Genomic DNA, 25,129 nt, shown 5'->3' with positions numbered 1-25,129 from the left:
CGTTGCCGCCACTACGCCGAGCCCGCAGTTCATCGAACCGCGGGCGGCGCCATCGGTTGACCGTCAGAGCCTAACCGTCACCCCCACCTGGAAACCACGCCCCGGCAACGGCGCGATGTACTTCAACGGCGAGTTGTGCGGGCGTGCTTCTTCATTGAGCAGATTGCTGCCGTTGACGAACACCTCCATGCCGGCGATGTAGCTGTTGCGTACCGGCAGCTCACGGCTGACCTGCAGGTCGACCAGGTTGAAGGCATCCAGTGGCACTTCCTCGCTGACGTTGCGGCCGAGGTACTTCTGCGTGTCGTAGTAGGTGCTGGACAGCTGCGCCTTCCAACCCTCGCGTTGCCACTGCAGATTGGCGCCGTAGCGGTTGGTCGGCATGTTCGGCAGGTACTCGCCGTCGTTGTGGGCACGCAGCGAATCGGGGTGATCGGCCTTGTTCTTCACCAGGTCGGCGAAGGCGGAGATGTTCAACGTGCCATAGCGGCCAAGGTCCAGGGCCTGCGATGCGTCGATCTCGAAGCCCTTCACCGTGGTGTCGGTCTGCTTCCAGTATTTCAGCGGCAGGCGGTTGGCGGTCTGCACGCCCGAGTAACCCAGGTACAGATAGTTCTCGTACTTCATCCGATACGCGGTGGCCGACAGTTCGAACCCTCCGACATGGAACAGGCCGGTCAGCTCCAGGTTTTTCGCGCGCTCTGGCTCGAGGTTCTGGTTGCCTTCTTCCTGGGTCATCACCGAGTAGTGCGCGTTGCTCGCATACAACTCATTGATCTCCGGTGCGCGCTGCGAGGACGAGTAGCGCACCTTGGCGGCGAACAACGGACCGAGCTCGACATACGATCCCAGGCTGTAGCTGTTGAGCCGGTAGTCGCGGTCCTGCAGTTTCGTGTTGGCGGCATTGCGCGCGGTCTTGAAGCGGCTTGGTTGCAGGTCATGGTCAACGCGCTCGTGGCGCACGCCAGCGTCGAAACTGGCCCAGCCGAAGTCCAGCGTCTCCTTCAGGAACATCGCGTTGCTGCGGGTGTCGACGTCAGGCAGGTAGCGCAGCGAGCCGCTGCCGGTGACATCACGCGACTGGTGGCTGTAACCGAGCAGGCCGCTGAGCGGACCGACACGCTGATGGCTCAACAGCAGTTCGGCCTGGGTGCTCTCGAAATCGTAGTCGTTGGCCCGGGTGGCACCCAGCCGTTCGCCCGAGGTGTTGTCCAGCTTCGAAACACGCAGTTCAGCGCGCTCGAACCACGGCAGCGGGTCGCGCAACAGGGCTTCCAGTGCGTAGCGTTCCTGCTTGATCACCACGCCCACCGGCAATGCGTTGGCGTAGTTGGAACCGAACGACAGGTTCTGCATCGAGAACCCGGGCACGCCGTAATCGCTGTCCTTGGCATCGATGCTGACACCCACGTAACCACGGTCGAAGAACAGGGTCGACCCGAACGCCACCTGCGAATTCCTCGCGTAACTGTTGCCCAACCGGTGATGGTAATCGGGCGTCACATCATTGTTGATCTGCTTCTGTACGTATGACGGCGCGCCGGCGACATAGGCCGGATTGACCGGATTGATGTAGGTACGGCGTTGCCAGACCGAAGTCGGGTTGTTGGTGTAGAACGAGAAATCACCATCGGCCCAGTCCGGGTTCTCGGTCATGAACTGGTCGATGTAAGGTTGCGAGGCCTTGTTGTAGATCTGCTGGACGCGCGCCTCCTTCTGGCAGCTGTCGGCCAGCGCCGAGTTGACGCCGCCGGTGGGCGGAAACAGTCGGGTATTGCAGACACTGGCCTTGCTGTTGCCGGGGATGTCGTAGTGCGAGATGCGCTGCCGAGAGACCTGCAGGTTGGTCGAGACGTTGCGCTGGTTGTTGAAGTTCATGCGGAAGCCCTGCGCGTCCGCAGCATTGAAGCCCTTGCGCAGGACCAGTTCCATCGACTGGTCCTTGTCTTCCATGCTGCGCGGGATCAGGCCCGGATCGATCTCCACGCTGCCTCCGATCGCATTGCCGCCGTAGCGCACGGTGTCGGAGGACTTGTTGACGGTCACACTGCGTACGAACAGCGGATCGAACGGAATGTTGATGTCGCCGCTGATCGCGTTCATGCCGAGGATGGACTGGCCGTCCTGCAGGATCTGCACGCGGTTGCCGCTGAGGCTGCGGATGACCGGAGCGCCCGCGTTTGGCCCGAAGGCGCTGCTCTGCACGCCGGAGACGTGTTCGAGCAGGCCGCCGAGGGTGCGGTTCTGCGCACGTGGGTTGTCGACAGTGACCCGGGTGTCGATGCGCGAGGGCTGGGAGGCCTGGACCTGGAGGGTGGGGAGGGTGGGTTCGTCCGCGGCCTGGGCGGTGTGGACGGCGAACAGAATGGCAGCAGCAAGCAGATGGCGACGCATGACACGCTCCGTGAAGATTACGTGAAATGTTATAACGTAACTATTACGGGCAACAAGGGCGTTTTGGCTCTAGTCGCGAGGCCGAACACACGGGAGGCGCGAATGAGGTTGCCGGCCGTTCAGCGCTCTGCCTTGTGCGGGGCGCCGATGCTGTGCACGATCCGGATGCTGCGCCCCACAGCGCTTCACGCAGCACCTTCTTCACGGAAACGGAGCAACGTATGAAGCTGCTGTCCGCTGTGTTGTTGTCTGCGCTTTCGCTGGCCGCCGTTCCGGCGCTGGCCGTGGAGGCTTCGCCCTCACCGCTGCTGGGACGCTGGTCGCTGGACATTGCCACCTCGGCGCTGCCCGAGGCGCAGCGCCCGAAACAGGTGGTGCTGGAATTCAAGGATGCCGGGGGTGGCCGCTGGAGCTCGCACGTGGACATCGTCCTGCACGACGGCAGGACCATGAAGTCCGACGGCACGTTGGCGCTGGATGGTACGCCGGGGCCCTTGTCCGGCACCTACGGCGCGGACAAGGCCAACCTGAAACTGCCGGCGCCGAACACCCTGGTGATGCAGCTGGTGGACCACGGCACGCCGGCCTCCACCCGCATCTATACCGTGGCGGCCGACCGTACGACGATGACCGAGACCAAGGCGTTCTACGGTCACGACGGTACGCCGATCCTGCAGACCAATCTGTTCAAGCGAATACCGTAGCGGCGCCGCCTGCACCACGCCCGCACAGCGGGCGTGGTGAATGCAGCAGCCTTATACCGCGGCCGGGTCGCGCTTGCCGGCGTCGATGCCGTACCTGTCGATGGCCTCCTGCATCCGCGAGCGTTCGATGCGGCCTTCGTCGGCCAGCGACTTCAGGGCGGCCAGCACGATGAAGTGGCGATCCACTTCGAAGAACGTGCGCAGCGACTCACGCGTGTCGGAACGGCCGAAGCCATCGGTACCGAGTGCGATGAAGCGGCGGTCGTTGATGAAGGGACGTATCTGGTCGCCTACGATCTTCATGTAGTCGGTGGCCACCACCACCGGGCCATCATGGCCCTGCAGGCACTCCTGCACGTAGGGTACGCGCGGTTCCTCAGCCGGGTGCAGCAGGTTCCAGCGTTCGGCAGCCAGGCCATCGCGGCGCAGTTCGGTCAGGCTGGTCGCGCTCCAGACATCACTGGCGATGCCGAAGTCCTGCAGCAGCAGTTTCGCCGCGGCTTCCACCTCGCGCAGGATCGAACCGCTGCCCATCAACTGCACGCGTGGCTGCGAGGCGCTGTCGGCCGCTGCCGGATGCAGCAGATACAGGCCCTTCAGGATGCCCGCTTCCACGCCCTCCGGCAGTGCCGGCTGCGGGTAGTTCTCGTTGAGCACGGTGATGTAGTAGTAGACGTCTTCCTGCTCGACATACATGCGGCGCAGGCCGTCGTGGATGATCACCGCCAGCTCGTAGTTGTAGGTCGGGTCGTAGGACACGCAGCTGGGAATCACCGACGACAGCACGTGGCTGTGGCCGTCATCGTGCTGCAGGCCTTCGCCCATCAGCGTGGTGCGGCCGGAGGTGGCACCCAGCAGGAATCCACGGGTGCGCGCATCGGCGGCGGCCCAGGCCAGGTCACCGACGCGCTGCAGGCCGAACATCGAGTAGAAGATGTAGAACGGGATCGTCGCCAGGCCGTGGTTGCTGTAGGCGGTACCGGCCGCGATCCACGAGCAGATCGCACCGGATTCGTTGATGCCTTCCTGCAGGATCTGGCCGTCCTTGGCTTCCTTGTAGTAGCTCAGCTGGCCGGCATCCTGCGGCGTGTACAGCTGGCCAAGGTAGGAGTGGATGCCGATCTGGCGGAACAGGCCTTCCATGCCGAAGGTGCGCGATTCATCGGGCACGATCGGAATGACCAGCTTGCCCAGCTCCGGGTCCTTCAGCAGGCGGGTGAGGATGCGCACGAAGCCCATGGTGGTGGACTGGCCGCGATCGCCGCTGCCCTGCAGCTGGGAGTTGAAGATCGACAGCGGCGGCAGCGGCAGCGGATCGACCTTGGCCAAGCGCGCCGGAAGCTGCCCACCCTGGATACGGCGGCGCTCGGCGAAGTAGGCTGCTTCGGCGCTGCCCGGTTCCGGGCGCAGATAGGGCATCTCCTCCAGCTGCTCGTCGCTGACCGGCAGGTTGAAGCGGTCGCGGAAGGCGCGCACCGCGTCGGCGCTCATCTTTTTCAGCTGATGGTTGATGTTCTGGCCTTCACCGGCTTCGCCCATGCCGAAACCCTTGACCGTCTTGGCCAGGATCACCGTCGGCCGGCCGCGGGTGTTCACCGCCTGCTGGTAGGCGGCGTACACCTTCTGGGGATCGTGGCCACCACGTGCCAGCGCCCAGATGTCGTCGTCGCTCATATGCGCGACCAGCTCCAGCAGCTCGGGGTAGCGGCCGAAGAAATGCTCGCGCACGTAGGCACCGCTCTGCGACTTGAAGGTCTGGTAGTCACCATCCACGCATTCCATCATGCGCTGGCGCAGCATGCCGCTGTGGTCGCGGGCCAGCAGGTCGTCCCAGCCGCTGCCCCAGATCAGCTTGATCACGTTCCAGCCGGCCACGCGGAAGGCGCCTTCCAGCTCCTGGATAACCTTGGCGTTGCCGCGCACCGGCCCGTCCAGGCGCTGCAGGTTGCAGTTGACCACGAACACGATGTTGTCCAGCCGCTCGCGGCCGGCCAGCGAGATCGCCGCCAGCGATTCGGGCTGATCCATTTCGCCATCGCCGAGGAAGGCCCAGACCTTGCGGCCCTGGTGCTCTTTCAGGCCGCGGTATTCCAGGTAGCGCATGTAGCGCGCCTGGTAGGCAGCGGTCAACGGGCCCAGCCCCATCGACACGGTGGGGAACTGCCAGAACTCCGGCATCAGGCGCGGGTGCGGATATGAGGACAGGCCTTCGCGGCCGGCTTCGCGGCGGAAGTTGTCCATCCGTGCCGGATCGATGCGGCCTTCCACGTACGCGCGGCCGTAGATCCCTGGCGCGGAGTGGCCCTGGATGTAGATCATGTCGCCGTCGAAGGTGTCGGTACGGCCACGAAAGAAATGATCGAAGCCCACGTCGTACAGCACTGCCGCCGACTGGTAGGTGGCGATGTGGCCGCCGACGTTGGAATGCTTGCCGGCACGCAGCACCATCACCATCGCGTTCCAGCGGATCATCGCGTTCAGGCGGCGCTCGATGGCCAGGTCACCCGGGTAGGCCGGCTGGCGCTCGGGCGGGATGGTGTTGACGTAGGCGGTCCAGGCACGGGTATGCAGGTCGCCGTGCTGCCGGGCGTCCAGATCGCTCAGCTGGTCGATCAGGTAGTGCGCGCGCGGCCGGCCGCCGGCCTGCATCACCGCCTCCAGCGATTCACGCCACTCCTGGGTTTCCAGTGGATCGGTATCGAAGGGAATGAGGGCTTGGTTCATGGCTGTCTCCAGAGGGCGCCGGTCGGAGGTCTGCCTGGGCGACAACACCGGCAGGGCGCACAGCACTGGAGCGGGGTCGCAATGGCGGGCGCCGTGACGCGAAGGGCGACCGTGGCGGCCACCGAGAAGACAAGCGTAGGCCTGCCCCCCACGCCTCGATAGGCGGGCGGGGCTTGGGTCTCTGGCAAGCAAGGGTTGGTGCCGCGCGCCGTAGCATGGGCCGATGCGCTGGGCGCGGCCGCTGATCAGGCCGGGGACAGCCCCGGCAGGAACACCGGGATGATCGCCACGCCGACGCCCAGCAGGCACCAGGCGACGACGGGCAACCAGCGCGCCAGGCGTTGGGCGGGTTCCGGTGCACGACGACCGCCGATCCACAACAGCAGCGTGAGCACACCTAGCGCATAGGCGAGGACGACGATTACCGGATGCACATGGATGACCCGGCTGGGCGGCCACATCTGCTGCTGGTAGGCGGTGGTGTGGGCGACCAGCAGCAGGAACAGCAGGCTGCTGAGGGTGTTGATGGCGGTGCGGGCGTTCATTGCGGGGCACTCCTTGTGCCGGCTGCCGGGACATTGCAGGGGCCGCATTCTAGCGGCTGCCTGCCGGTCGTTGAAACGCCACTGTCATCGATGGCGGTCACCCTGCGGGGCTTTCCAGCCTCGGGGTGGTTGGCCGGCCGTGAACAGCGTGAGGATCTGGGAGAAAAGCTACGCGCTGCGGCGCCGGCTACTGCGTGGCTTCTTCCTGCGTCGCGGTTCGGCCAGCGAGGATGCCGAAGACCTGGCGCAGGAGGTCTACCTGCGCCTGCTGCGCAGCACCGGCGAAGATGCCGATGCGGTCGAGAACCCGGAAGCGTACCTGTTCACCGTGGCGGCGAACCTGGCGCGCGAGCATGCGCGCGCGCGGTCGTCGCTGCCGCCGCTGGAAGACGTCGACCTGCTGGCCGAAGTGCTGAAAAGCGAAGAAGACATCGAAGGTGATTTCGAGCGTGCGCAGCGCTGGAACGATATCCGCAGCACCATCGCACGACTGCCGGCAACCACGCGGCGGGTGATGGAGCTGCACTACCGCGACGGACTGGACTGCCCGGCAATCAGCCAGCAGCTGCAGGTGTCGGTGCACATGGTGCGCAAGCACATCGGCAAGGGGCTGGAGGCCTGCAGGAAGGCGCTGGGCGCCAGGGAGCTCACATGAACCGGACCTCATCGCCCGTGGCCGACGACACGATCGCCTGCGAGGCCATGGACTGGTTCCTGGGCAACCGCGAGGGGCCGTTGGATGAGGCCGGGCGCCTCGCGTTCCTGGACTGGATGAAGCGCTCGCCGGAGCATGTGCGCGCCTACTTGCGCGTGCTCTCGTTGCACCGGCAGGTGGGCGAAGCGCTGCAATCGTCGTTGGCTGACGAGGCGCCGCCGCTGCGGGAGGCGACGTCGGCCAAGGTGGTGCCGCTGTTCGGTGGCGTGCACGCGCCGCCGCGCGCTGTGCCGCGGCGCGGTCGTGCGCGCTGGTGGGTGGCAGCTGCCGCAGCCTGTATCACCCTGCTCGGCGTGGGCCTGGTTCCGCAGGTGATGCCCACCGAGCAGCTTTACAGTGCCGGACAGGGCCAACTTCGCGACCTGGTGCTGCCCGACCAGACCCAGGTGCGGCTCAACGCGGACAGCTGCCTGCGGGTACGCATGGGCTGGTTCAGCCGCAAGGTGGAGCTGCTGCAGGGTGAGGCCACGTTCGACATCGCCCGCGACCGCCGTCCGTTCGAGGTGCAGGTGAACGGCCTGGAGATCCGGGACATCGGCACGGTATTCGATGTATCGCGACGGCTGCAGAGCACGCGCATCGGCGTGGTCTCCGGCGAGGTGGAGATCTGGAGCCAGGGTGCGGACGCCCGGCGTCTTGCGCAGCTGGGCGAAGGCCGAGTGGTGCAGGTCGACGCGGGCAGCCATGCGGTCGAGTCCTTGGACCTGCCATTGTCGATGCTGCTGGATTGGCAGCAACGCAAGGTGTCCTTCCTGGATGAGCGGCTGGACGAGGTGGCCGCTGCCTTCAACCGGCACAACCAGGTGCAGGTCCGCGTGCTGGACGAAGGCGCGGCATCGGCACGGTTGTCGGGCAGTCTCGATGCGCATCGCATCGGTGCACTGCAGGCCTTCCTCGAACGCGACCCGCGTTTCGTGGTGAGGCGCGAAGGCGACACCGTGCGGGTTGGCAGTCGCTGAGGCCGACATGGCCGTGGACTGTCAAAAAAAATTCATCGAATCCGCGTTCTCCACTTCGGTGGATGCGGGCTCTTACTTGGGAGAAGCCGCTGCCGAGCCACGCAGCGGCGCCTGCTGCCTTCTCTCTTCCAAGGACCCGTGATGCGCAACACGCTCTACCTGTCGATCATCCTCGCCCTGCCTCCCTGCAGCGTGCCGCTGGCCTTCGCCGCCGGTGCCGATGGCCTGGAGGCGCGTGTATCCACGCCGATCGCGGCGCAGCCGTTGGCGCGTGCGCTGGAGCAGTTGTCGCGCAGTTCCGGGGTGCAGTTCCTGTACTCGGCCAGCGGTGATGCCCGCATGGCCGGTGCGGTGCCGCGCGGTGCCACCGTCAGGCAGGCGCTGGACGCGCTGCTGGCCGGTACCGGCCTGGGGTACACCGTGGTGGATGGCAATGTCATCGCCATCGATCCGGCGCCAGCACGCAACCAACCGAAGCCGGCCGCGCCGAAGCCGCGCGAGGCCGAGGCAATGGTGGCGCCGACCCTGGACACGGTGAAGGTGATTGCTGCACATGAGGTCATCGACCAGAAGAAGCGCTCACCGGTGATCAAGGATTCGGTGGTGTACGACGAGATGGACAGCTACGGCGACGAGACCCTGGCCGAGAGCCTGATGGCCGCTCCAGGCCTGAGTGCGGTGGAGGATGCCGGTGAGCCACGTTACGTGACCGTGCGCGGCGTACAGGCCAACCTCAACTACACCACCATCGATGGCATCGCGATTGCCAGCGTGGGGGGCAGTGGCTCCGGCGAGCGCATGAACAACCTGCAGCTGATTCCCAGCGACATCGGCACCCGTACCGACATCTACAAGAGCTTCAGTGCGGAGCAGGCACCGGATGCGATCGGCGGCGTGATCGACATCATCAGCCGCAGTGCCTTCGACCGGTCAGGCAAGTACGTGTTTGCCGATGTGGCAGGCATCTATTCCACCGCCGAGACCAACGTCGAGCGCAGCGCAGGCGGCAACCACGAGACCCTGGGTCACTTCGGCAAGAGCGCCAAGATGGTGTTCTCAAACCAGTTTGGTGTCGACCAGGAGTTCGGCATCGTTGCGGTGGCACGCTACGAGCAGCGTTCGCGCAACAGCGTCAAGCGCTGGGTGGAGTCGAACTACTACTACAACGACGCAGGCAAATACCTCACCGACGGTACCACGGGCCCGGACGAGGCCAAGGGCTGGAACGGGCTGCGTGCGCCTGGCAACTTCAGCACCGGCACCTATACCAACTTCATCACCAACTTCGGTGGCTCCGCCAAGCTTGAGTGGAAGCCCTCGGACGATCCGTTCTACGCATCGCTGCTGCTGTACTCGTACCGGTTCTACGAGAACTCGACGATGAACAAGACCGATCTGTACGGCAATGCCAAGTTCCCGGTCCGCAACCAGACCGAGGACAGCGGCACCACCCAGATCAACAGCATCTACATCAAGAACCGTCACGACCGCTGGGACCGCAGCAACCGTGGTGCCATCGCCAGTTTCAACTGGGACATGGGCGACCGTTCGCGCCTGACCCTGCGCGGTGGCCACACCGAAGAGACCTTCCACAACAGCCAGGTCTACTGGGGTGTACGCGCCTACCCCAGCAATCTGTTCGTCGACTACGAGAACGACAGCCACGGGTTCCCCAACGCGGTGGCGGTTTCCGATTCCAGCCTGCTGACCAGTTCCGCATTCAAGCTCAATCCGGCGCAGGCCTACGTCTCCCCGCGCGATGCCAAGGAGAGCATCGACAACCTGCGCGCCGATTTCAGCTACAACATCGACGCCGATGCGCGTGGCTTCGGCCTGGCCACCGGCGCCGAGTACCGCCACCTGAAGATCTGGCAGGACATCGACTTCGACTACTTCAAGAGCAGCGCCACGCTCAACGACTACCTGTATCCGGGTTCGACACTGCTGGGCAGCGTGCCCGGCTTCCCGCTGATCGACAACCGCAAGTGGACCGAGGAACTGCTGCCGAAACTGGGCAGCAACAATGCGGCGTATCCGAATGCCAACTTCACCAGCGACTACAAGTACGTGGAGGACATCACCAATGCCTATGTATCCGCGCACTACGCCTGGGACCGGCTGCTGCTGATCGGCGGCCTGCGCTACGACCACACCCGCTTCGATGCCTACAGCCCGTTCAGCGATGATGGCGGCGCTACCTATACCTCTGCGTTCCGCAACACGAGCGGTGGCTACAACAACCTGCTGCCCTCGTTGAACGCAACCTTCAAGCTCACCGAGGACCAGCGCCTGCGCTTCTCCGCCAGCCGCACGCTGGGCCGGCCGACGCCGAGCAACATCGCCCAGGCCACCAGCACCAGCTGTGGCGATGACGAGGAGGGCAGGGGCTTCTGCACCATCAAGCAGGGCAATGCCGATCTGCAGCCGCGCCGTTCCACCAACATCGACCTTGCATGGGACCTGTACTTCAACGGCAACAACGGCCTGGTCTCGGTGGCGTTGTTCGACAAGGTGATCAAGGACGACATCTACACCCTGACCACCTTCGAGAACGTGGGTGATACCCGCTATCGGGTCACCCAGCCGATGAACACCGATGAGTCGAAGCTGCGCGGTGTCGAGTTCGCGGTGGCCAACCGCAACCTGCAGTGGGGCCGCCAGCGCTTCGACATGTACTTCAACGCCACGCGGCTGGAAGGGCAGACCGACTACCGCATCAGTGATGGCACCGCGCGCCACCTGGATCGCCTGCTGTACCAGCCGGACTGGTCGCTCAATGGTTCGGTGATCTGGCGCATGCCGTGGAGGAGCGCGCAGCTGCGCCTTTCCGGAACCTACCGCAGCCGGATGCTGGTCGACTTCGGTGACACTGAATGGCTGGATTCGTACTACGACCCGTACATGACGTTCAACATGGCCTTCAGCCACAAGGTCGGCAGGCACGTGACGCTGAAGTACGAAGCCAAGAACCTGTTCAACACCCAGCCGACCTACAGCACCGGCCCGAATGGGCGCTTCCGTACCGAGATCGACGACTACGGCCGCTTCTTCTACTTCCACATCATCTACAACTGAGGGCAGCGCCGTGGATACGATCAATCGCAGGCGATTCCTGGCCCTGGCCGGCCTGTCTGCTGCCGGCGCCTGGATGGGCACGGCACACGCGCTGGCCGCGCAGGCCGATGCCACCGCGCTGAACCCGCGCAACCTGCTGGCCAAGCCGCGCTTTGCCAGCACGCCCTTCACCCTGGGCGTGGCCTCGGGTGATCCCTCGGCCGATGGCATGGTGCTGTGGACACGGCTGGCGACCGAGCCGCTGGTGTTCGGCGGTGGCATGCCTGCCCGGCCGATGGTGGTCGAGTGGCAGCTGGCAGCAGACGAAGGCATGCGCAGGGTGGTACGCCAGGGTTCGGCAATGGCGCATCCCGAACTTGGCCACGCGGTGCACGTGGAGCTGGACGGGCTGGCGCCCGGACGGCCCTACTGGTACCGCTTCACCGTAGGCGGCCACGCCAGCGCAGTGGGTTGCACGCGCACGCTGCCGGCAGCCACGGCAGCGGTGGATCGCGTTCGCTTCGTGGTGGCCGGTTGCCAGCATTACGAAGAAGGCCACTACACCGCGTGGCGACGCATCGCCGAGGAACCACTCGATTTCGTCTTCCACTACGGTGACTACATCTACGAAGGCGAAAGCCAGCCGGGCCTGCGGAAGATGAACGGACAGCCGTTCACCAACCTGCGCAACCACGTCGGCCCGCAGATCTACACGCTGGATGATTACCGCCGCCGCTACGCCCAGTACAAGAGCGATGCCGACCTGCAGGCCGCGCATGCGGCGGCACCGTGGTTCGTCACCTTTGACGACCATGAAGTGGACAACAACTGGGCCGGCGCCGAAGACCAGGATGACACGCCCAGCGAAGTATTCCTGCTGCGCCGCGCACAGGCGTTCCAGGCCTACTACGAGAACATGCCACTGCGCCGTTCGGCATTCCCGCGCGATGGCCACATGCAGATGTACCGGCGCGCACGCTACGGCACGCTGATGGACCTGCACCTGCTCGACACCCGCCAGTACCGCAGCAAGCAGGTGAACATGGCGCTGCGTGAGGAGGTGGAATCGCCGGAGCGCAGCATTGTGGGAGCGAAGCAGGAACGCTGGTTGTTCGACGGCCTGGCCGATGCTTCACCGCGCTGGCACACGATCGCCCACCAGGTGGCACTGGGCAACTACATGCGCGAGAAAGACGGCGTGGTGCAGTCGTCCGACGACCAGTGGTCGGGCTATCTGCACAGTCGCCGGCGCCTGCTTGATCACATCCAGAAGGTGGGCTTCGGCAACGTGGTGACCGCCTGCGGCGATGCGCATCGCCACTATGCCGGTGATCTGGTGCAGGACCACCGTGACTCGGGCGTGGTCTCCAGCGAGTTCCTCGCCACCTCGATCACTTCCGGTGCCGACGGCCAGGGCGTGGACGCGTATGCCAGGAACCAGCTTGCGCACAGCCCTTACCTGAAGGCGACCACCGACAAGCGTGGCTACGTGCTGTGCGATGTCACCCGCGATGCGTGGATCGGCGACATGAAGACGCTGGATACGGTGATGCAGCCGAATGGCGCGGTGCAGAGCTGGAAGCGCTACGCGGTGGAGCACGGCCGGCCGGGGCTGCAGGAGGCCTGAATCTACCGGTCTGCGCTGTAGAGCCGAGCCCACGCTCGGCTGCTTTTTTCGGGGCAATGCGACCAGGGCGAAAGCAGCCGAGCATGGGCTCGGCTCTACCGGGATTCTTCAATCGTGCTCGAACCGCAGCGGCTCGGTGCCCATCGCCGGGTCACTGGTGCCGGGGCGCCCATCCTCGGCGCGGCCGGCCAAACGCAGCACACTCCCACCCGCGCTGACGCGCAGGTCATACCAGCCGGCGGTAGGCGTAGCATCCCACGCCAATGAAGTCTGCGCATGTGCGGGCAGCGCCAATGTCTGTTCGGGCATGTGTCCTGCATAGGCGCCGCCGTGCACGCGCACCTGCTGTGCACTGTCACCCAGATTGCGCAGGCGGAGCCGCAGTTGGTCATCGACGCGATCAATTGAAGCCTGCACGGCAGGACCCGTGGCCGCTCCCTGGAAGTGGCGGTGGAAGCCGTTCGGGCCCAGCAGCCACAGGTCATAGCGGCCCTGGGCATCGAGCGGCCAGCGCTCGCGCAGCGGCATGCCCGGCAGCAGCGTGTAGCGGCGTGGCACCGCATCCAGCCGCAGCCGGTCGTAGACATGCAGCACAGCCGCTGCGCCTTCGCAGGACAACGTCAGGTCCACGCCCGAGGCGTCCACCGCAGCCATCGATGCCTGCGGCCGATAGGGCAGGGCGCGCGCCGGGCGTACACCGCTTTCCTGTTTCGCAGGCTTCAACCCCTCGGGCAACGCGGGCACGGTGCGTCCCGGCAGGGCGGCGGCACGCGCGGCCACCGCGCTCATGTCCGGCAGGCCGCGCACGAACGGACGGGTATCACGCTGGGCGAAGTCGAACGCGTTGCTCAGATCCCCGCAGACCGCACGGCGCCACGGCGAGATGTCCGGTGCGGCCACGCCGAAGCGACGTTCGATCAGGCGTATGACCGAGGTGTGGTCGTACACCTGCGAATCGACCCAGCCGCCGCGGCTCCACGGCGAAATCACGTACAGCGGCACACGCGGACCGAGACCATACGGGCGCCCGCGCAGTTCGGCGGCATCGTACTTCTCGTCGCCCGGTGCGGGATGACGGTGATACTCGCCCTCGGTACTGACCGACGAGGCACCTGCCCATCCACCGTTCACCGGTGAGGGAGGGGCCGGTGGCGGCATGTGGTCGAAGAATCCGTCGTTCTCGTCGAACATCAGCAGCAGGGCGGTGCGGCTCCACACTTCCGGATCGGCGGTCAGCGCATCCAGCACGCGCGCGGTATAGGCCGCGCCCTGGGCCGGGCTGGACGGGCCGGGATGTTCGCTGCCGGCGGCATCGGCGATGATGAAGCTGACCTGAGGCAGGCGCCCGTCGAGTACGTCCTGGCGCAGCTGTGGCAGGCCACGGGTGCTGACAGCGCGTGCGCGCAGCTGCGGATCATGTCCGGGTGCCGCGCTGTAGGCACGACGGAACGCCTCGAAGCCGGCCAGCGGGTTGTCGGTGAAGTTGTCGGCCATGTCCTGGTAGATCTGCCAGGACACGCCGGCGTTCTGCAGGCGCTCGACATAGCTGGTCCAGCGGTACGACGCCGGATGCCCGCCGTGTTCGGGGAAGTTGTCATGCGAGTTGGCGATCACCGGGCCACCGGCACGGGCCTGTGCATCGTTGTGGCCGGTCCACAGGAACACCCGGTTCGGGTTGGTGCCGGCCTGCATGGCGCAGTGGTACGCATCGCAGATCGTGAAGGCATCGGCCAGCGCGAACTGGAACGGCAGGTCGCTGCGCTGGAAGTAGCCCATCGAGTGGTTCTGCTTGGCCTTCGGCCATTGCCCCATGCGGCCGTGGTCCCAGGCGCGCTGCGCATCGGGCCAGGTATGCGGCGTGCCTTCCACGCGCATGTAGCCGAAGTGCGCGGCGGTATCCAGCGGGAACGGCGCGATCGCCCGCGTGCCGCTGGCATCGGGCTGCAGCCACAGGCTGCGGGTGCGGCCACCGGCTTGCAGCGCGGCGGCCGGGGCGACGAACCGATCACCGAAGCCACGTACCCCCGGCAGCGTGCCGAAGTAGTGGTCGAACGAACGGTTCTCCTGCATGAACACCACGATGTGCTGCAGGTCTTCCAGGCTGCGCGTCTGCGCGGCAGGGGCGATCGCTGCGGCCCGGGCAATGCTGGGCAGCAGCGGAGAAAGGCCGGCGGCAACGCCGGCCTGCAACAACCGGCGTCGGCCGATATCGGTCACGGGCTCACTCACAGGTCCACGCGGAAGGAGATGCCGACGGTGCGCGGAGCGCCGATGAAGGCGTTGTCGCGGCCGTCCACCCCTGCAAGATACCGCTTGTCGGTGAGATTGCTCACCACCAGGTTGGCACCCATGCCCTTCAGGCGCGGCGACAGCCCCTGCAGGTCGAAGCCGATGTTGGCGTTGAACACGGTGGCCGAGGGCAGCGTGTTGACGTTGGCGGCATCAAGGTAGCGCGTGCCCAGGTAACGGCCGGACAGGCCGAAGTTCCAGTTGGCGCCCTGCCAGTCGGCCGACAGCACCAGGGTGTTCTCCGGCTGGCCGATCACCTTGGCGCCGTCGACGATGCCCAGCTGGGCATCACGCGCGGCATTGCCGCTGCCCAGGTACTTGGAGCGGTTGTAGGTGTAGGCCGCGTTGATCCGCCAGCCGTTGTTCCACCCATAGCCGAACGCGGCTTCCAGGCCGTTGCTTTCCACGCCGCCGAAGTTCTCGTAGACACCATCGGTCTCGCCCAGGTAGTCGATGCCACTGACGAAACCTGCCGGCAGATAGACGATGCGGTTGTCGAACCTGATGTTGTACAGGGTCACCGAGGCGGTCAGCGGCCAGCGGCTGATGCGCATGCCCACTTCGATGTTGTCGGCGGTCTCCGGTTCGACGTTGCGGAAGCGCTGCGGGTCGGTCTCGCCGAGCACGCCGGAGGGAATGGCGGCGAAGTTCTGCGAGAAGCCGGCGAACAGCTCCATGCCTTCCACACCCGGTGCCCAGGTGACGCCGGTGGACAACAGTGGATCGGACCTGGAATCGGATTTGACGTGCTCGCTGGCACCGATCACGCGGCGGCGCGACTGGTCGACGAAGAACTGCTTCACGCCCAGGCGGGCACTGAACGGCCCGAAGCGGGCCACGTCCTCGACGTAGTACATCTGCTCATCAACCTTGTACTTGTCCTCGAACTGCACCCAGTACGGCTGGTGGTCGAAGGCGATGTCCTGGCCGACGTTGAGCAGGCGGTGCCAGTCACGGCGTGCCGAACGGTCCAGCTTCTCCACCCAGAGGCCGCCACGGATGGTGTTGTCGATCGCACCGAAGGTCTGCCGCCATTCGACGTCGGCGGTCACGCCCATGCGGTCGTTGTCGTAGTGGGTGTGGCGGTAGGACTGCGCGCCCAGCACGTTGCCCGCGTAGCAGTTCGGATCGTACTCGGCGGTGAAGCCCAGGCGCGGGGTGCAGCTGGCCAGGCGCTGCGCGGCGCTGCCATCGGGATTGACGAAGAAGATCTGGCCGCGGTTGCTGCCGCCGTACACGGTTTTGCCACCGAGATATTCCGATTCGGGGCGGCCCGCACCCTCATCGCTGACCTGCGCCAGGTAGGGTGGCAGCCAGTCACCGCGGCCCTGCATGCGATGCCCATAGGCGGCCACCGACGCTTTGAAACCATTGCCGCCGTCAAAGGCCGCACGCAGGTAGCCGAAGGTGTTCTCGCGCAGGGCGCGTGAACCGGAGCGGTAGTTCTGGTCCAGGTAGGGAATGCCGGTGAGGGTGCCGACCAGGTTGTCGCGATCCGGATGGGTGGCAAAGCCCTTCGGCGAAACACTGGTGTATTCGGGCTCGTCGGCATCGTTGTAGGACAGGTAGCCGGCCAGCGTCCAGCGATCCAGTTCGGTGATGAACTTGCCGGCGATGTGGTTGTTGCTGGCGTGGCCGGTGCCGTCGATCCAGTCGTGCACCTTCGACGAGGAGGCGCTGATCCACGCGCGGGTGTGGCCGCCGAGCAGGCCGGTGTCGTAGCGCACGTAGTACTTGCGTGCCTCGTTGTCACCGGCACCGACCACGAAGCGCAGGCGGCTGTCCTGCAGCGGATCGCTGGTGAGGAAGTTGAGCGTGCCGCCCAGCGCCTCGTTCGAGCGCGAGGAGATATCGGCGGTGCCCTGGCTCACTTCCACCGTCTCCAGATCAAGGGTGTCGATGTAGCGGTTGGCCAGCGATCCACCGCCGTAGCCCGAACCACCGTTCGGCAGGCCGTCGATGGTGGTGCCGATCTGCTGCGTATCGCGGTTGGTGACGAAGCCGCGCATGCTGATCTGCGTGCCCCACACCGACGAGCCGGTGGCGTCGGCCTCGCTGACCACCACGCCGGGTACTTCGTTCAGCGCATCGTTGACGCTGCTCATCACCGTCTGCCGGTTCAGTGTTTCTGCGCGCACCGACGTCTTGGCGTAGCTGGTGGCCTGGCCGATCACCTGTACCTGGTCCAGGGTACGGGCATCGCTGCTGTGCGCTTCGCCCGTATCGCCCTGCGGTGCTTCTGCGAGGGCGTCCAGGGCGGGGGCGATCAGCACGGCAAGCAGCGAGACACGGGGAAAACGCGCAAACGTTCGCATTGAAACCGGACCTTCAGGGGAGGGAAGCCCCGGAGTGTCGGCAGTGCCCATGACATCGGCATGACGCGGCGAAGCAGGAACCGTGTTGTGTGACGGCCGGTTCCAATGGCTTCTGCTCAGTACCGCGCGTCCTTGGGTTTCGGGTCGCGCGGCCAGTCCTTGGCCTTGTTGGCGAAGTCCGGGCGTGGCTGGTTGATGAAGTAGCTGGCGATGTCCACCGCATCCTGGTCGGGCATCACCTGCTGGCCCAGTGGCGGTTCACGGGTCACTGCCGGCGGCATGTTGTGTTTGACGAAACCGGCGGCCTTGTACAGGCGCGCCATGCCGGCGCCGATGTTGAAGCTGTGGTCGCCCCATAGCGGAGGGAACGCGATGTCACCGCTGGCGTCGCGCCGGCCTTCGCCATTGTCGCCATGGCAGGCAGCGCACTGCACGGCGTACAGCGCCTGGCCACGGATCGGGTCCGGGACCAGCGTGCTGTCGATGGGCCCCTCACTGGGGGCAGCCACCCTTGCACCCACTGGCACAGGGCTGCTCAGCCACGCCATGTAGTCGAGCATCGCACGCATCTGCGGCGAGTCCTTCGGCAGCGGCTTGCCGTTCATTGAACGCTGCAGGCAGCCGTTGATGCGCTCGGTCAGCCCGATCACCTTGCCCGGACGCGGCATGTAGCGCGGATAGGCGCCGCCGCCGGTGTTGAAGTAGTGATTGCCGAACGGCCGCTTGCCTTCGGCCATGTGGCACGAGTTGCAGTTCAGATCGTTGCCGACGTTGTCCGGCAGCAGCCGTGCGGTCTCGTTGAGGAGGCGGCGGCCGAGCATCACCGACTCGGCATTGCCGAGCCCGGCGATTTCTTCGGCGCTGGGTGCACGGTAGTGGCCGACCACCTTGCCCTGTGCATCGAGGATATCGATCGTGCTGGCCACGGCGGCATCCAGGTCCGGGTACAGATGGCGGTAAGCGAGGGTACCGGCGCCGGCCAGCAGCACGAGGGTGATCGCACTGCCGATCAGCAGGCGGGAGCGTTTGCGCGAACGTTTCATCGTTCGGACTCCTGCGGAACGTAGTGCACCGGCTTGTCGCGCACCACCCGGCGCATGCGCGCCACGTCGACCTCGCTCACTGCGCTGGCCTGGTTGCCCCAGCTGCTGCGGATGAAAGTCAGGATCTGCGCCAGCTGCGCGTTCGGCAGCTGTTCGAAGCCGGGCATGGTGAAGGCCATGCGGTCGTGCGGGGTATGCGGCGTGCGGCCACCGATCAGGGTCACCTGCACCAGCGAGCTGGGATCGTCGGCGAACACGATCGAGTTGCCGGCCAGGGCCGGATAGACGCGGGGTATGCCGCGTCCGTCGGCCCGGTGGCAGGCCTGGCAGTGCTCGGCATAGGCCAGCGAACCGGCCACGCGGTAGTCGCCGCTGCGCAGTGCGGCGGTGGTCGTGTCGCTGCCGGGCGACCACTGTGCGCTGCGTCCTTCGCGGGCGGGCAGCTGCTTCAGGTAGCGGGCCATCGCCAGCAGGTCAGCGTCGGACAGGTACTGCGTGCTGTGCTCGACCACGTCGGCCATGCCACCGAAGGCCGCCGACCGATCGGTGCGTCCGGTGCGCAGGAAGTCGACGATCTCGCCCTCGCTCCAGCTGGCCAGGCCGGTCGATTCATTGCGCAGGTTCTTCGCATACCAGCCTTCCAGCACCGAGCCGGACAGGAACTGGCGGCTGCCATCGTTGGCCATCGCCTTTTCCTGGAACGCCAACCCGCGTGGCGTGTGGCAGGCGCCGCAGTGGGCCAAGCCTTCCACCAGTTCGGCGCCGCGCTGCTGGCCGGCATCCAGCGACGGATCCGGACTGAAGCTGCGCGGGCGTGCGAACAGCAGCTGCCACCAGGCCAATGGCCAGCGCATGTTTGCCGGCCACGGGATCGTGCTGTCGGCGTTGTTCTGCTTCACCGGTTGCACCGAGCCCATGAAGTAGGCGTACAGCGCCTTGATCTCGGCGTCGCTGGCGATCACGTACGAGGCGTACGGCATGGCCGGATACAACGGCTGGCCATCGTGACGGATGCCGCGACGTACCGCGCGCTCGAAGTCGGCGTAGTCGTAGGCACCAATGCCGGTGTCCGGATCGGGCGTGATGTTGGTCGAGTAGATCGTGCCCATCGGCGTCTGCATGCCGAGGCCACCGGCGAACGGCTTGCCACCCGGTGCGGTGTGGCAGGCCGCGCAGTCTGCGGCGCGCGACAGGTATTGTCCCTGCGCGATCAATGCCGGATCGTGGATGTCGACCTGCGCGGCCTGTCGCGGTGCGAACCAGTAGGGCGTGGTGCGGGCGACGCCGTAGGCGGCGGCCAGCGTGGCGACCAGGGCAATGGCGAGCTTGAACGAGGTGCGCATGGCGGCACTGTGGGCAATCGTGCCGGCGTATTCATTGATCCGGATCAATGCCGAGGTCAATCGCGCCATTGTGACAACCTGAATCGATCCCGGATTGTCATCAAGCCGTCATCCACGCGCGATAGATGGCCCACGCGCGCGTCGCTAACCTGCCACGCTGTCGCACCTTTTCCCCGATTGCCCATGAAGCGCCTGCTGCTGTTGTTGCTGGCGTGCGCCGGCCTGTGGCTGGCTGCATGCTCGTCCTCGATCAATGCCTCGTCCACTTCGCTCGCCGATCGGCTGATCGCGCCAGGTGGCGTGTCGACCCTGCTCGATCGCCCGCGCATCGCAGCGGCCATCGCCGAACTGCCCAACCGCCATGGCTTCGCGCCGGGCCGCGATGGCGTGCCGATCTTCTGGCGTGTGTTTGATCCGGGCGATTACGGCGCGCGTTACCACTACCTGCCGCAGCGCCACGAGAACGGCCTGCCGCTGGATACCGGTCTGAGCCTGGCAGTACCGCGACCGTTCCGCGCGCAGGCACCGCGCGGCACCGTGGTGCTGCTGCACGGCTGGATGATGAACGGTGATTCGATGCTGCCGTGGTCGTTGCAGCTGGCCGAATCCGGCTACCGCGTGGTCACGCTCGACCTGCGCAACCATGGACAGTCCGGTACTGGGCCGTCGGGCTATGGCACCTATGAATCGGACGATGTGGTGGATGTAATCGGCGAGCTGCGCGCGCGGGGTGAAGTAACCGGCCCGCTGTACCTGTTCGGCGTGTCCTATGGCGCCGCCACAGCGGTATTCACCGCCGACAAGCTCGGCGACCAGGTGGAAGGCGTGGTGGCGATGGAATCGTTCGCCAATGCCGGTGTAGCGATCCGCACGATGATCCCGCACCTGATGGGGCTGCAGCCGGAAGGCCTGAAGGCGCAGGCGATGGCGTCGTACGCGCGCTGGCGCTACGGCGGCCAGGACATCAACCAGGTGATCGCCGACGCCAGCCGTCGCATCGACGTCGATCTGGACCGCGTCGACGTCGCGCGTGCGCTGGCCGATACCCGCGCCTGCGTGCTGCTGCTGCACGGGCAGGGCGATCAGCACATACCCGTCAGCCAGGGCCGCGAACTGGCCCAGGCCAACCCGCGCGCGCACTACATCGAGATGCGCGGCGAAGACCATATCACCCTGCCGCTGCGGCTGGATCTGCTGGCCGGAGTGGTTGACGACTGGATGGCGCGCGACGAGCACCACCCGCAGAGCGCATGCCCGGCGCCGCAGCTGCCGGCCCAGGCCGAATGGCTGGCACACGGCTGAAAAAGGGGACGGAGGGGATTAAGTCGTTTGCAGCACACCCGTGGCAGATGCGACTTAATCCCCTCCGTCCCCTTTTTTTGTCAGGCCACGCGTCGGGCCAGTGAGCGGGCGGAGGCAGCTACGCCCAGCAGCAGTACGGCTACGCACAGGAAGGCAAAGCCGAGGCTGGTGGCATGCGCCACTGCGCCGATCGCCGCCGGGCCGGCGAGGATGCCGGCGTAACCCAGTGTGGTCACTGCAGTGATGGCGATGCTCTCCGGCATCACCCGCTGCTGGCCGGCCATCGAGAACAGTGCCGGCACGATGTTGGCGCAGCCCAGCCCGACCAGCACGTAGCCGGCCAGCGCCACCGGGAACGAGGGCACCAGCGTGGCCAGGGTGAAGCCTGTTGCGGCGGTGATGCCGCCGAAGACCAGGGTACGGGTGCGGCCGAGGCGCTCGACGATGCCGTCGCCGAACAGACGCATCGCGGTCATCGCCAGGGTGAACAACGCGAAGCCGGCACCGGCCTGGTCGCGTGGCACCTGTCGCACTTCGGCCAGGAACACCGCGCTCCAGTCCAGCATCGAGCCTTCGCCGAGGAACACCACGAAGGCCAGCACGCCGATGAACAGCACCACGCCATGCGGCAGCGCCAGCAGCGGGCCTTCATGCAGGATCCGTTGTGGGCGCCAGTGCGGCGCCGACAGAACCGCAACCAGCAGCAGTACTGCCACTGAGGCCAGCGCGGCCAGCCACAGCGGCGTGCCCAGAATCAGCAGGCCGGTCATGCAGCCGGCGCCGACGAAGCCACCGATGCTGTAGAAGGCGTGGAAGCCGGACATCATTGCGCGCCCGGCGTCGCGCTCTACCGCGACCGCCTGCATGTTCATCGCACAATCCAGTGCACCGACGCCGGCGCCGAACACGAACAGCGCCGCGCCCAGCGCCACCGGCGAGGGCGCCAGCACCAGCAAGGGCAGGGCGCACAGCATCATCGCGCAGGTGATCACCATCACCCGGCGGCAGCCCAGCCGCCCGGTCAGCGCACCCGCCAACGGCATCGCCAGCAGCGAGCCGAGCCCGAGGCACAGCAGCACGGCGCCGAGGCTGGCGTCGGACAGCCCGGCCTTGGCCTTGGCGTAAGGCACCATCGGCGCCCACGCGGCGGTGGCGAATCCAGGAATGAAGAAGGCGGCACGGGTGGCGTGCTGCTGGGCACGTGGGGATGAAGGCGTCATGCGCGATGCGAAGCTCCAGGGGACTTTTATGAAAACGTTTGCAGGCCGGATCGGCAAGTGCCATGCGTGACATCGGGCGACGCATACGATTGCAGTGACCCGATCGCGTCACCAGCGATTAACGTCGCCCACGGACAGTGGCTGCACGGTCGGCACCCCGCTGGCCGCTGCCGGAGATCCGTACATGAGCACGACACCGACCATCCTCCTCGTCCATGGATTCTGGGGCGGGGCCGCACACTGGGCCAAGGTGATCCTGGAACTGCATCGCAACGGCCACGACCGGGTGCAGGCGGTGGAATTGCCGCTCACGTCGCTGGCCGACGACGCAGGACGCACCCAGAAAATGATCCGGCAGATCGACGGTCCGGTGCTGCTGGTCGGCCATTCCTACGGCGGCGCAGTGATCAGCCAGGCCGGCAACGAGGCCAATGTGAAGGGCCTGGTCTACATCGCCGCGTTCGCGCCTGATGCCGGCGAGAGTCCCGGTGGCATCACCCAGCAGCACCTGCCGGAGGCGGCGCCGAACCTGGCACCGGACAGCGATGGCTACCTGTGGCTGCGTGCGGACAAGTTCCATGAGAGCTTCTGCCAGGATCTGAGCGAGGACGAGGGCCGGGTGATGGCGGTGACCCAGAAGGCGCCGCTGGCCAGCACGTTCGGTGATACGGTCAGCGATCCAGCGTGGAAGGACAGGCCGAGCTGGTACCAGCTGTCCCGCCACGATCGCATGATCGCACCGGAAAACCAGAAGGCCATGGCCGCAAGAATGCAGCCCAAGCGCCTGCTGGAGCTGGATGCCAGCCATGCCTCGCTGGCCTCGCAGCCGAAGGAAGTGACCGCGCTGATCCTGGAGGCCTGCGCCGCCATCGGTGGGTAACACTCCTCCTGTAGCACGCCTGGCGCAGGCGGGCTCTACGAAAAGGCCCCCGATGCTCAGCAGCATCGAGGGCCTTGTGGTTACAGCGGCAGGTCGAACACCAGCACTTCGGCATCGTTGCCGTTTTCCAGCGTCAATTGGGCTTCGTCGCTGACCTGCAGTGCATCGCCGGCTTCCAGGGTGATGCCGTTGACCTGCAGCTGGCCACGCGCCACCTGCACATAGGCGCCACGACCGTTGCCAAGCGCGTGGTGCAGCTTCTGGCCGCCATCGAGGATGCTGGCGAAGATGCGGGCATCCTGGTGGATGCGCAGCGAACCGTCGGCACCGTCCGGCGAGGCGATCAGGCGCAGCTGGCCGCGCTTGGTCTCCGGCGCGAAGTGGGTCTCCTCGTAGGACGGCGTGATGTTCTCGGTGTCCGGGAAGATCCAGATCTGCAGGAAGTGCACGGTCTCGTCGGCCGAGTGGTTGAATTCGCTGTGGGTGACGCCGCTGCCGGCGCTCATGCGCTGCACGTCGCCATAGCGCAGCACCGAACCGGTGCCCATCGAGTCCTTGTGTTCCAGCGCACCGCCCAGCACGTAGGAGATGATTTCCATGTTGCTGTGGCCGTGGGTGCCGAAGCCCTGGCCGCCGATCACCTTGTCTTCGTTGATCACCCGCAGCGGGCCGAAGCTGACGTAGCGGGGGTCGTAGTAGTTGGCGAAGGAGAAGGTATGGCGCGAGGACAGCCAGCCATGCTCGGCCAGGCCACGGGTAGCGCTCTTGCGGATCTGCAGCATGATGGAATCTCCTTGTTCGATGGTTTCGATGGGGCGGGGTGGACCGGTAGCCGCTGTGTTTCCCCGTTGGAGAGAAGTATCCGCTTGCGCCCGGGGTTTTAAAAACGGATAGTTTTGACAGCCACCATCGAAAAATTCGAATGCTCAAGCTCAGCCTCGATGCCCTGCAGATCCTGGATGCCATCGACCGCCGCGGCTCGTTTGCGGGCGCTGGCAAGGCGCTGCACAAGGTGCCCTCGACCATCTCCTACACCGTGGCCAAGCTGGAGGAGGACCTGGGCGTGCAGCTGTTCGACCGGGTTGGCCCGCGCGCCGAGCTGACCGCAGCTGGCCGCGCGCTGCTGGACGAGGGTCGGCACCTGCTGCGTGCAGCCCGCGAGCTGGAACTGCGGGTGCGCCGGGTGGCGTCGGGCTGGGAGACCGAGCTGACGCTGGCGGTGGACTCGGTGTTTCCGACCTGGCTGCTCGGCCCGGACATCGCCGCGTTTCGTGAGGCCGAGGCACCGACCCGGCTGCGATTGATCGGCGAGGCCCTGTCCGGCACCTGGGAGGCCCTGCTGGACCGCCGTGCCGACCTGCTGGTCGGCGCGCCGGGCGAGGGCCCCAGCGGCGGTGGCTACGTGGTCGAGCCGCTGGGTACGGTGGCGTTCGTATTCGCGGTCGCGCCCGAACATCCGTTGGCCAACGTGCCTGGCGTGCTCGGTCGCGAGCAGCTGGTCGAACACTGCGCGATCGCGGTCTCCGATTCCGCGCGCAGGCTTCTGCCGCGCACGGTCGGCCTGTTGATGGGGCAGGAGATGCTGACGGTGCCGGACATGGCCAGCAAGCTGAAGCTGCAGTGCGAAGGCGTGGGCTTCGGCTTCCTGCCCGAGCCGTGCGCGCGCGCTGCGGTGGCGCGTGGCCAGCTGGTGATCCGCGAGGTGGAGGAGCACAAGCCGGAAGAGACCTTCTGGCTGGCCTGGCGCACCGGCGAGGACGGCGCCGCACTGCGTTGGTGGCGCGAGCGCTTGCGCAGGCCGGAGCTGCTGTCGCAGTGGTGGCAGGCAATGGCCAGGGGGTAGGGGTTTGGCAGGGCGCAGCCCTGCCGAAAAACACACATAAAAAAACAGCAGGCCGAGGCCTGCTGTTTCGGTGTAATGGTGCGCCCGGAGAGATTCGAACTCCCGACCGCCTGGTTCGTAGCCAGGTACTCTATCCAACTGAGCTACGGGCGCCAATTACATAAACTTGTTG

Annotated in this window: 17 protein-coding genes and 1 tRNA gene; 8 read left to right on the top strand and 10 right to left on the bottom strand. The window is 66.0% G+C overall.

Features of this window, described 5'->3' with window-relative positions:
* Positions 1 to 63: 63 nt before the first annotated feature.
* A complete protein-coding gene (locus tag ACTXG9_RS03555; RefSeq protein ID WP_456115458.1) occupies positions 64 to 2,394 on the bottom strand; it encodes a TonB-dependent receptor in 2,331 nt (776 codons plus the stop codon).
* A gap of 221 nt (positions 2,395 to 2,615) precedes the next feature.
* Between ACTXG9_RS03555 and ACTXG9_RS03550 the strand changes: the two genes are divergently transcribed.
* The gene (locus tag ACTXG9_RS03550) at positions 2,616 to 3,098 is read left to right on the top strand and encodes a hypothetical protein (RefSeq protein WP_021202540.1); all 483 of its coding nucleotides are present in this window, start codon (positions 2,616 to 2,618) and stop codon (positions 3,096 to 3,098) included.
* A 51-nt stretch (positions 3,099 to 3,149) separates the two neighbouring features.
* On the opposite strand, the gene aceE is transcribed toward ACTXG9_RS03550, so the two are convergent.
* Both aceE and ACTXG9_RS03540 read right to left on the bottom strand, forming a co-directional pair.
* Positions 3,150 to 5,822 (bottom strand): pyruvate dehydrogenase (acetyl-transferring), homodimeric type, encoded by a 2,673-nt coding sequence (gene aceE, locus ACTXG9_RS03545; protein WP_227852149.1) that lies wholly within the window; start codon positions 5,820 to 5,822, stop codon positions 3,150 to 3,152.
* A gap of 245 nt (positions 5,823 to 6,067) precedes the next feature.
* Positions 6,068 to 6,367, bottom strand: a complete 300-nt coding sequence (locus tag ACTXG9_RS03540; RefSeq protein ID WP_019658858.1) for a hypothetical protein — start codon at positions 6,365 to 6,367, stop codon at positions 6,068 to 6,070.
* Positions 6,368 to 6,506: 139 nt separating this feature from the next.
* Here ACTXG9_RS03540 and ACTXG9_RS03535 point away from each other — a divergent pair, with 139 nt between their 5' ends.
* The 4 genes from ACTXG9_RS03535 to ACTXG9_RS03520 all read left to right on the top strand — a co-directional run bounded on the left by ACTXG9_RS03535 (position 6,507) and on the right by ACTXG9_RS03520 (position 12,722).
* Positions 6,507 to 7,022 (top strand): RNA polymerase sigma factor, encoded by a 516-nt coding sequence (locus ACTXG9_RS03535; RefSeq protein ID WP_180832963.1) that lies wholly within the window; start codon positions 6,507 to 6,509, stop codon positions 7,020 to 7,022.
* Positions 7,019 to 8,041: a FecR family protein gene (locus ACTXG9_RS03530; protein ID WP_456115457.1), complete on the top strand. Its 1,023-nt coding sequence runs from the start codon at positions 7,019 to 7,021 to the stop codon at positions 8,039 to 8,041. Before ACTXG9_RS03535 ends, ACTXG9_RS03530 begins: the two co-directional genes overlap by 4 nt.
* Positions 8,042 to 8,182: 141 nt before the next feature.
* Positions 8,183 to 11,116, top strand: a complete 2,934-nt coding sequence (locus ACTXG9_RS03525) for a TonB-dependent receptor (protein WP_456115456.1) — start codon at positions 8,183 to 8,185, stop codon at positions 11,114 to 11,116.
* A gap of 10 nt (positions 11,117 to 11,126) precedes the next feature.
* Complete coding sequence (locus tag ACTXG9_RS03520; RefSeq protein ID WP_180832968.1) at positions 11,127 to 12,722, top strand: alkaline phosphatase D family protein; 1,596 nt, start codon at positions 11,127 to 11,129, stop codon at positions 12,720 to 12,722.
* 108 nt (positions 12,723 to 12,830) lie between these two features.
* Here ACTXG9_RS03520 and ACTXG9_RS03515 read toward each other — a convergent pair whose 3' ends face one another.
* The 4 genes from ACTXG9_RS03515 to ACTXG9_RS03500 all read right to left on the bottom strand — a co-directional run bounded on the left by ACTXG9_RS03515 (position 12,831) and on the right by ACTXG9_RS03500 (position 19,712).
* Complete coding sequence (locus tag ACTXG9_RS03515) at positions 12,831 to 14,939, bottom strand: phosphocholine-specific phospholipase C (RefSeq protein ID WP_456115455.1); 2,109 nt, start codon at positions 14,937 to 14,939, stop codon at positions 12,831 to 12,833.
* 8 nt (positions 14,940 to 14,947) lie between these two features.
* On the bottom strand, positions 14,948 to 17,326 hold the full coding sequence (locus tag ACTXG9_RS03510) for a TonB-dependent receptor (protein WP_456115454.1): 2,379 nt from the start codon (positions 17,324 to 17,326) through the stop codon (positions 14,948 to 14,950).
* 116 nt (positions 17,327 to 17,442) lie between these two features.
* Positions 17,443 to 18,369: a c-type cytochrome gene (locus ACTXG9_RS03505; protein ID WP_019658851.1), complete on the bottom strand. Its 927-nt coding sequence runs from the start codon at positions 18,367 to 18,369 to the stop codon at positions 17,443 to 17,445.
* Positions 18,366 to 19,712, bottom strand: coding sequence for a c-type cytochrome (locus tag ACTXG9_RS03500; RefSeq protein WP_456115490.1), 1,347 nt, complete (start codon positions 19,710 to 19,712; stop codon positions 18,366 to 18,368). Before ACTXG9_RS03500 ends, ACTXG9_RS03505 begins: the two co-directional genes overlap by 4 nt.
* A 183-nt stretch (positions 19,713 to 19,895) precedes the next feature.
* On the opposite strand from ACTXG9_RS03500, the gene ACTXG9_RS03495 reads away from it, so the two are divergent.
* Complete coding sequence (locus tag ACTXG9_RS03495; RefSeq protein WP_111103855.1) at positions 19,896 to 21,014, top strand: alpha/beta hydrolase; 1,119 nt, start codon at positions 19,896 to 19,898, stop codon at positions 21,012 to 21,014.
* An 80-nt stretch (positions 21,015 to 21,094) separates the two neighbouring features.
* Here ACTXG9_RS03495 and ACTXG9_RS03490 read toward each other — a convergent pair whose 3' ends face one another.
* Entirely contained in the window at positions 21,095 to 22,234 is a 1,140-nt protein-coding gene (locus tag ACTXG9_RS03490; protein WP_111097993.1) for an MFS transporter, read from the bottom strand.
* A gap of 184 nt (positions 22,235 to 22,418) precedes the next feature.
* Between ACTXG9_RS03490 and ACTXG9_RS03485 the strand changes: the two genes are divergently transcribed.
* Positions 22,419 to 23,114, top strand: coding sequence for an alpha/beta hydrolase (locus tag ACTXG9_RS03485; RefSeq protein WP_021202527.1), 696 nt, complete (start codon positions 22,419 to 22,421; stop codon positions 23,112 to 23,114).
* Positions 23,115 to 23,194: 80 nt separating this feature from the next.
* Here ACTXG9_RS03485 and ACTXG9_RS03480 read toward each other — a convergent pair whose 3' ends face one another.
* A complete protein-coding gene (locus tag ACTXG9_RS03480; RefSeq protein ID WP_111097994.1) occupies positions 23,195 to 23,896 on the bottom strand; it encodes a pirin family protein in 702 nt (233 codons plus the stop codon).
* A 140-nt stretch (positions 23,897 to 24,036) separates the two neighbouring features.
* Between ACTXG9_RS03480 and ACTXG9_RS03475 the strand changes: the two genes are divergently transcribed.
* Positions 24,037 to 24,957: a LysR family transcriptional regulator gene (locus ACTXG9_RS03475; protein WP_111097995.1), complete on the top strand. Its 921-nt coding sequence runs from the start codon at positions 24,037 to 24,039 to the stop codon at positions 24,955 to 24,957.
* 76 nt (positions 24,958 to 25,033) lie between these two features.
* Here ACTXG9_RS03475 and ACTXG9_RS03470 read toward each other — a convergent pair.
* Positions 25,034 to 25,110, bottom strand: a tRNA-Arg gene (locus ACTXG9_RS03470).
* Positions 25,111 to 25,129 lie beyond the last annotated feature (19 nt).

The organism is Stenotrophomonas maltophilia group sp. LNF247 (genome assembly GCF_054083135.1).
Note: the sequence above shows the minus strand (reverse complement) of the source record. Positions and strands in the feature narration are given on the sequence as shown.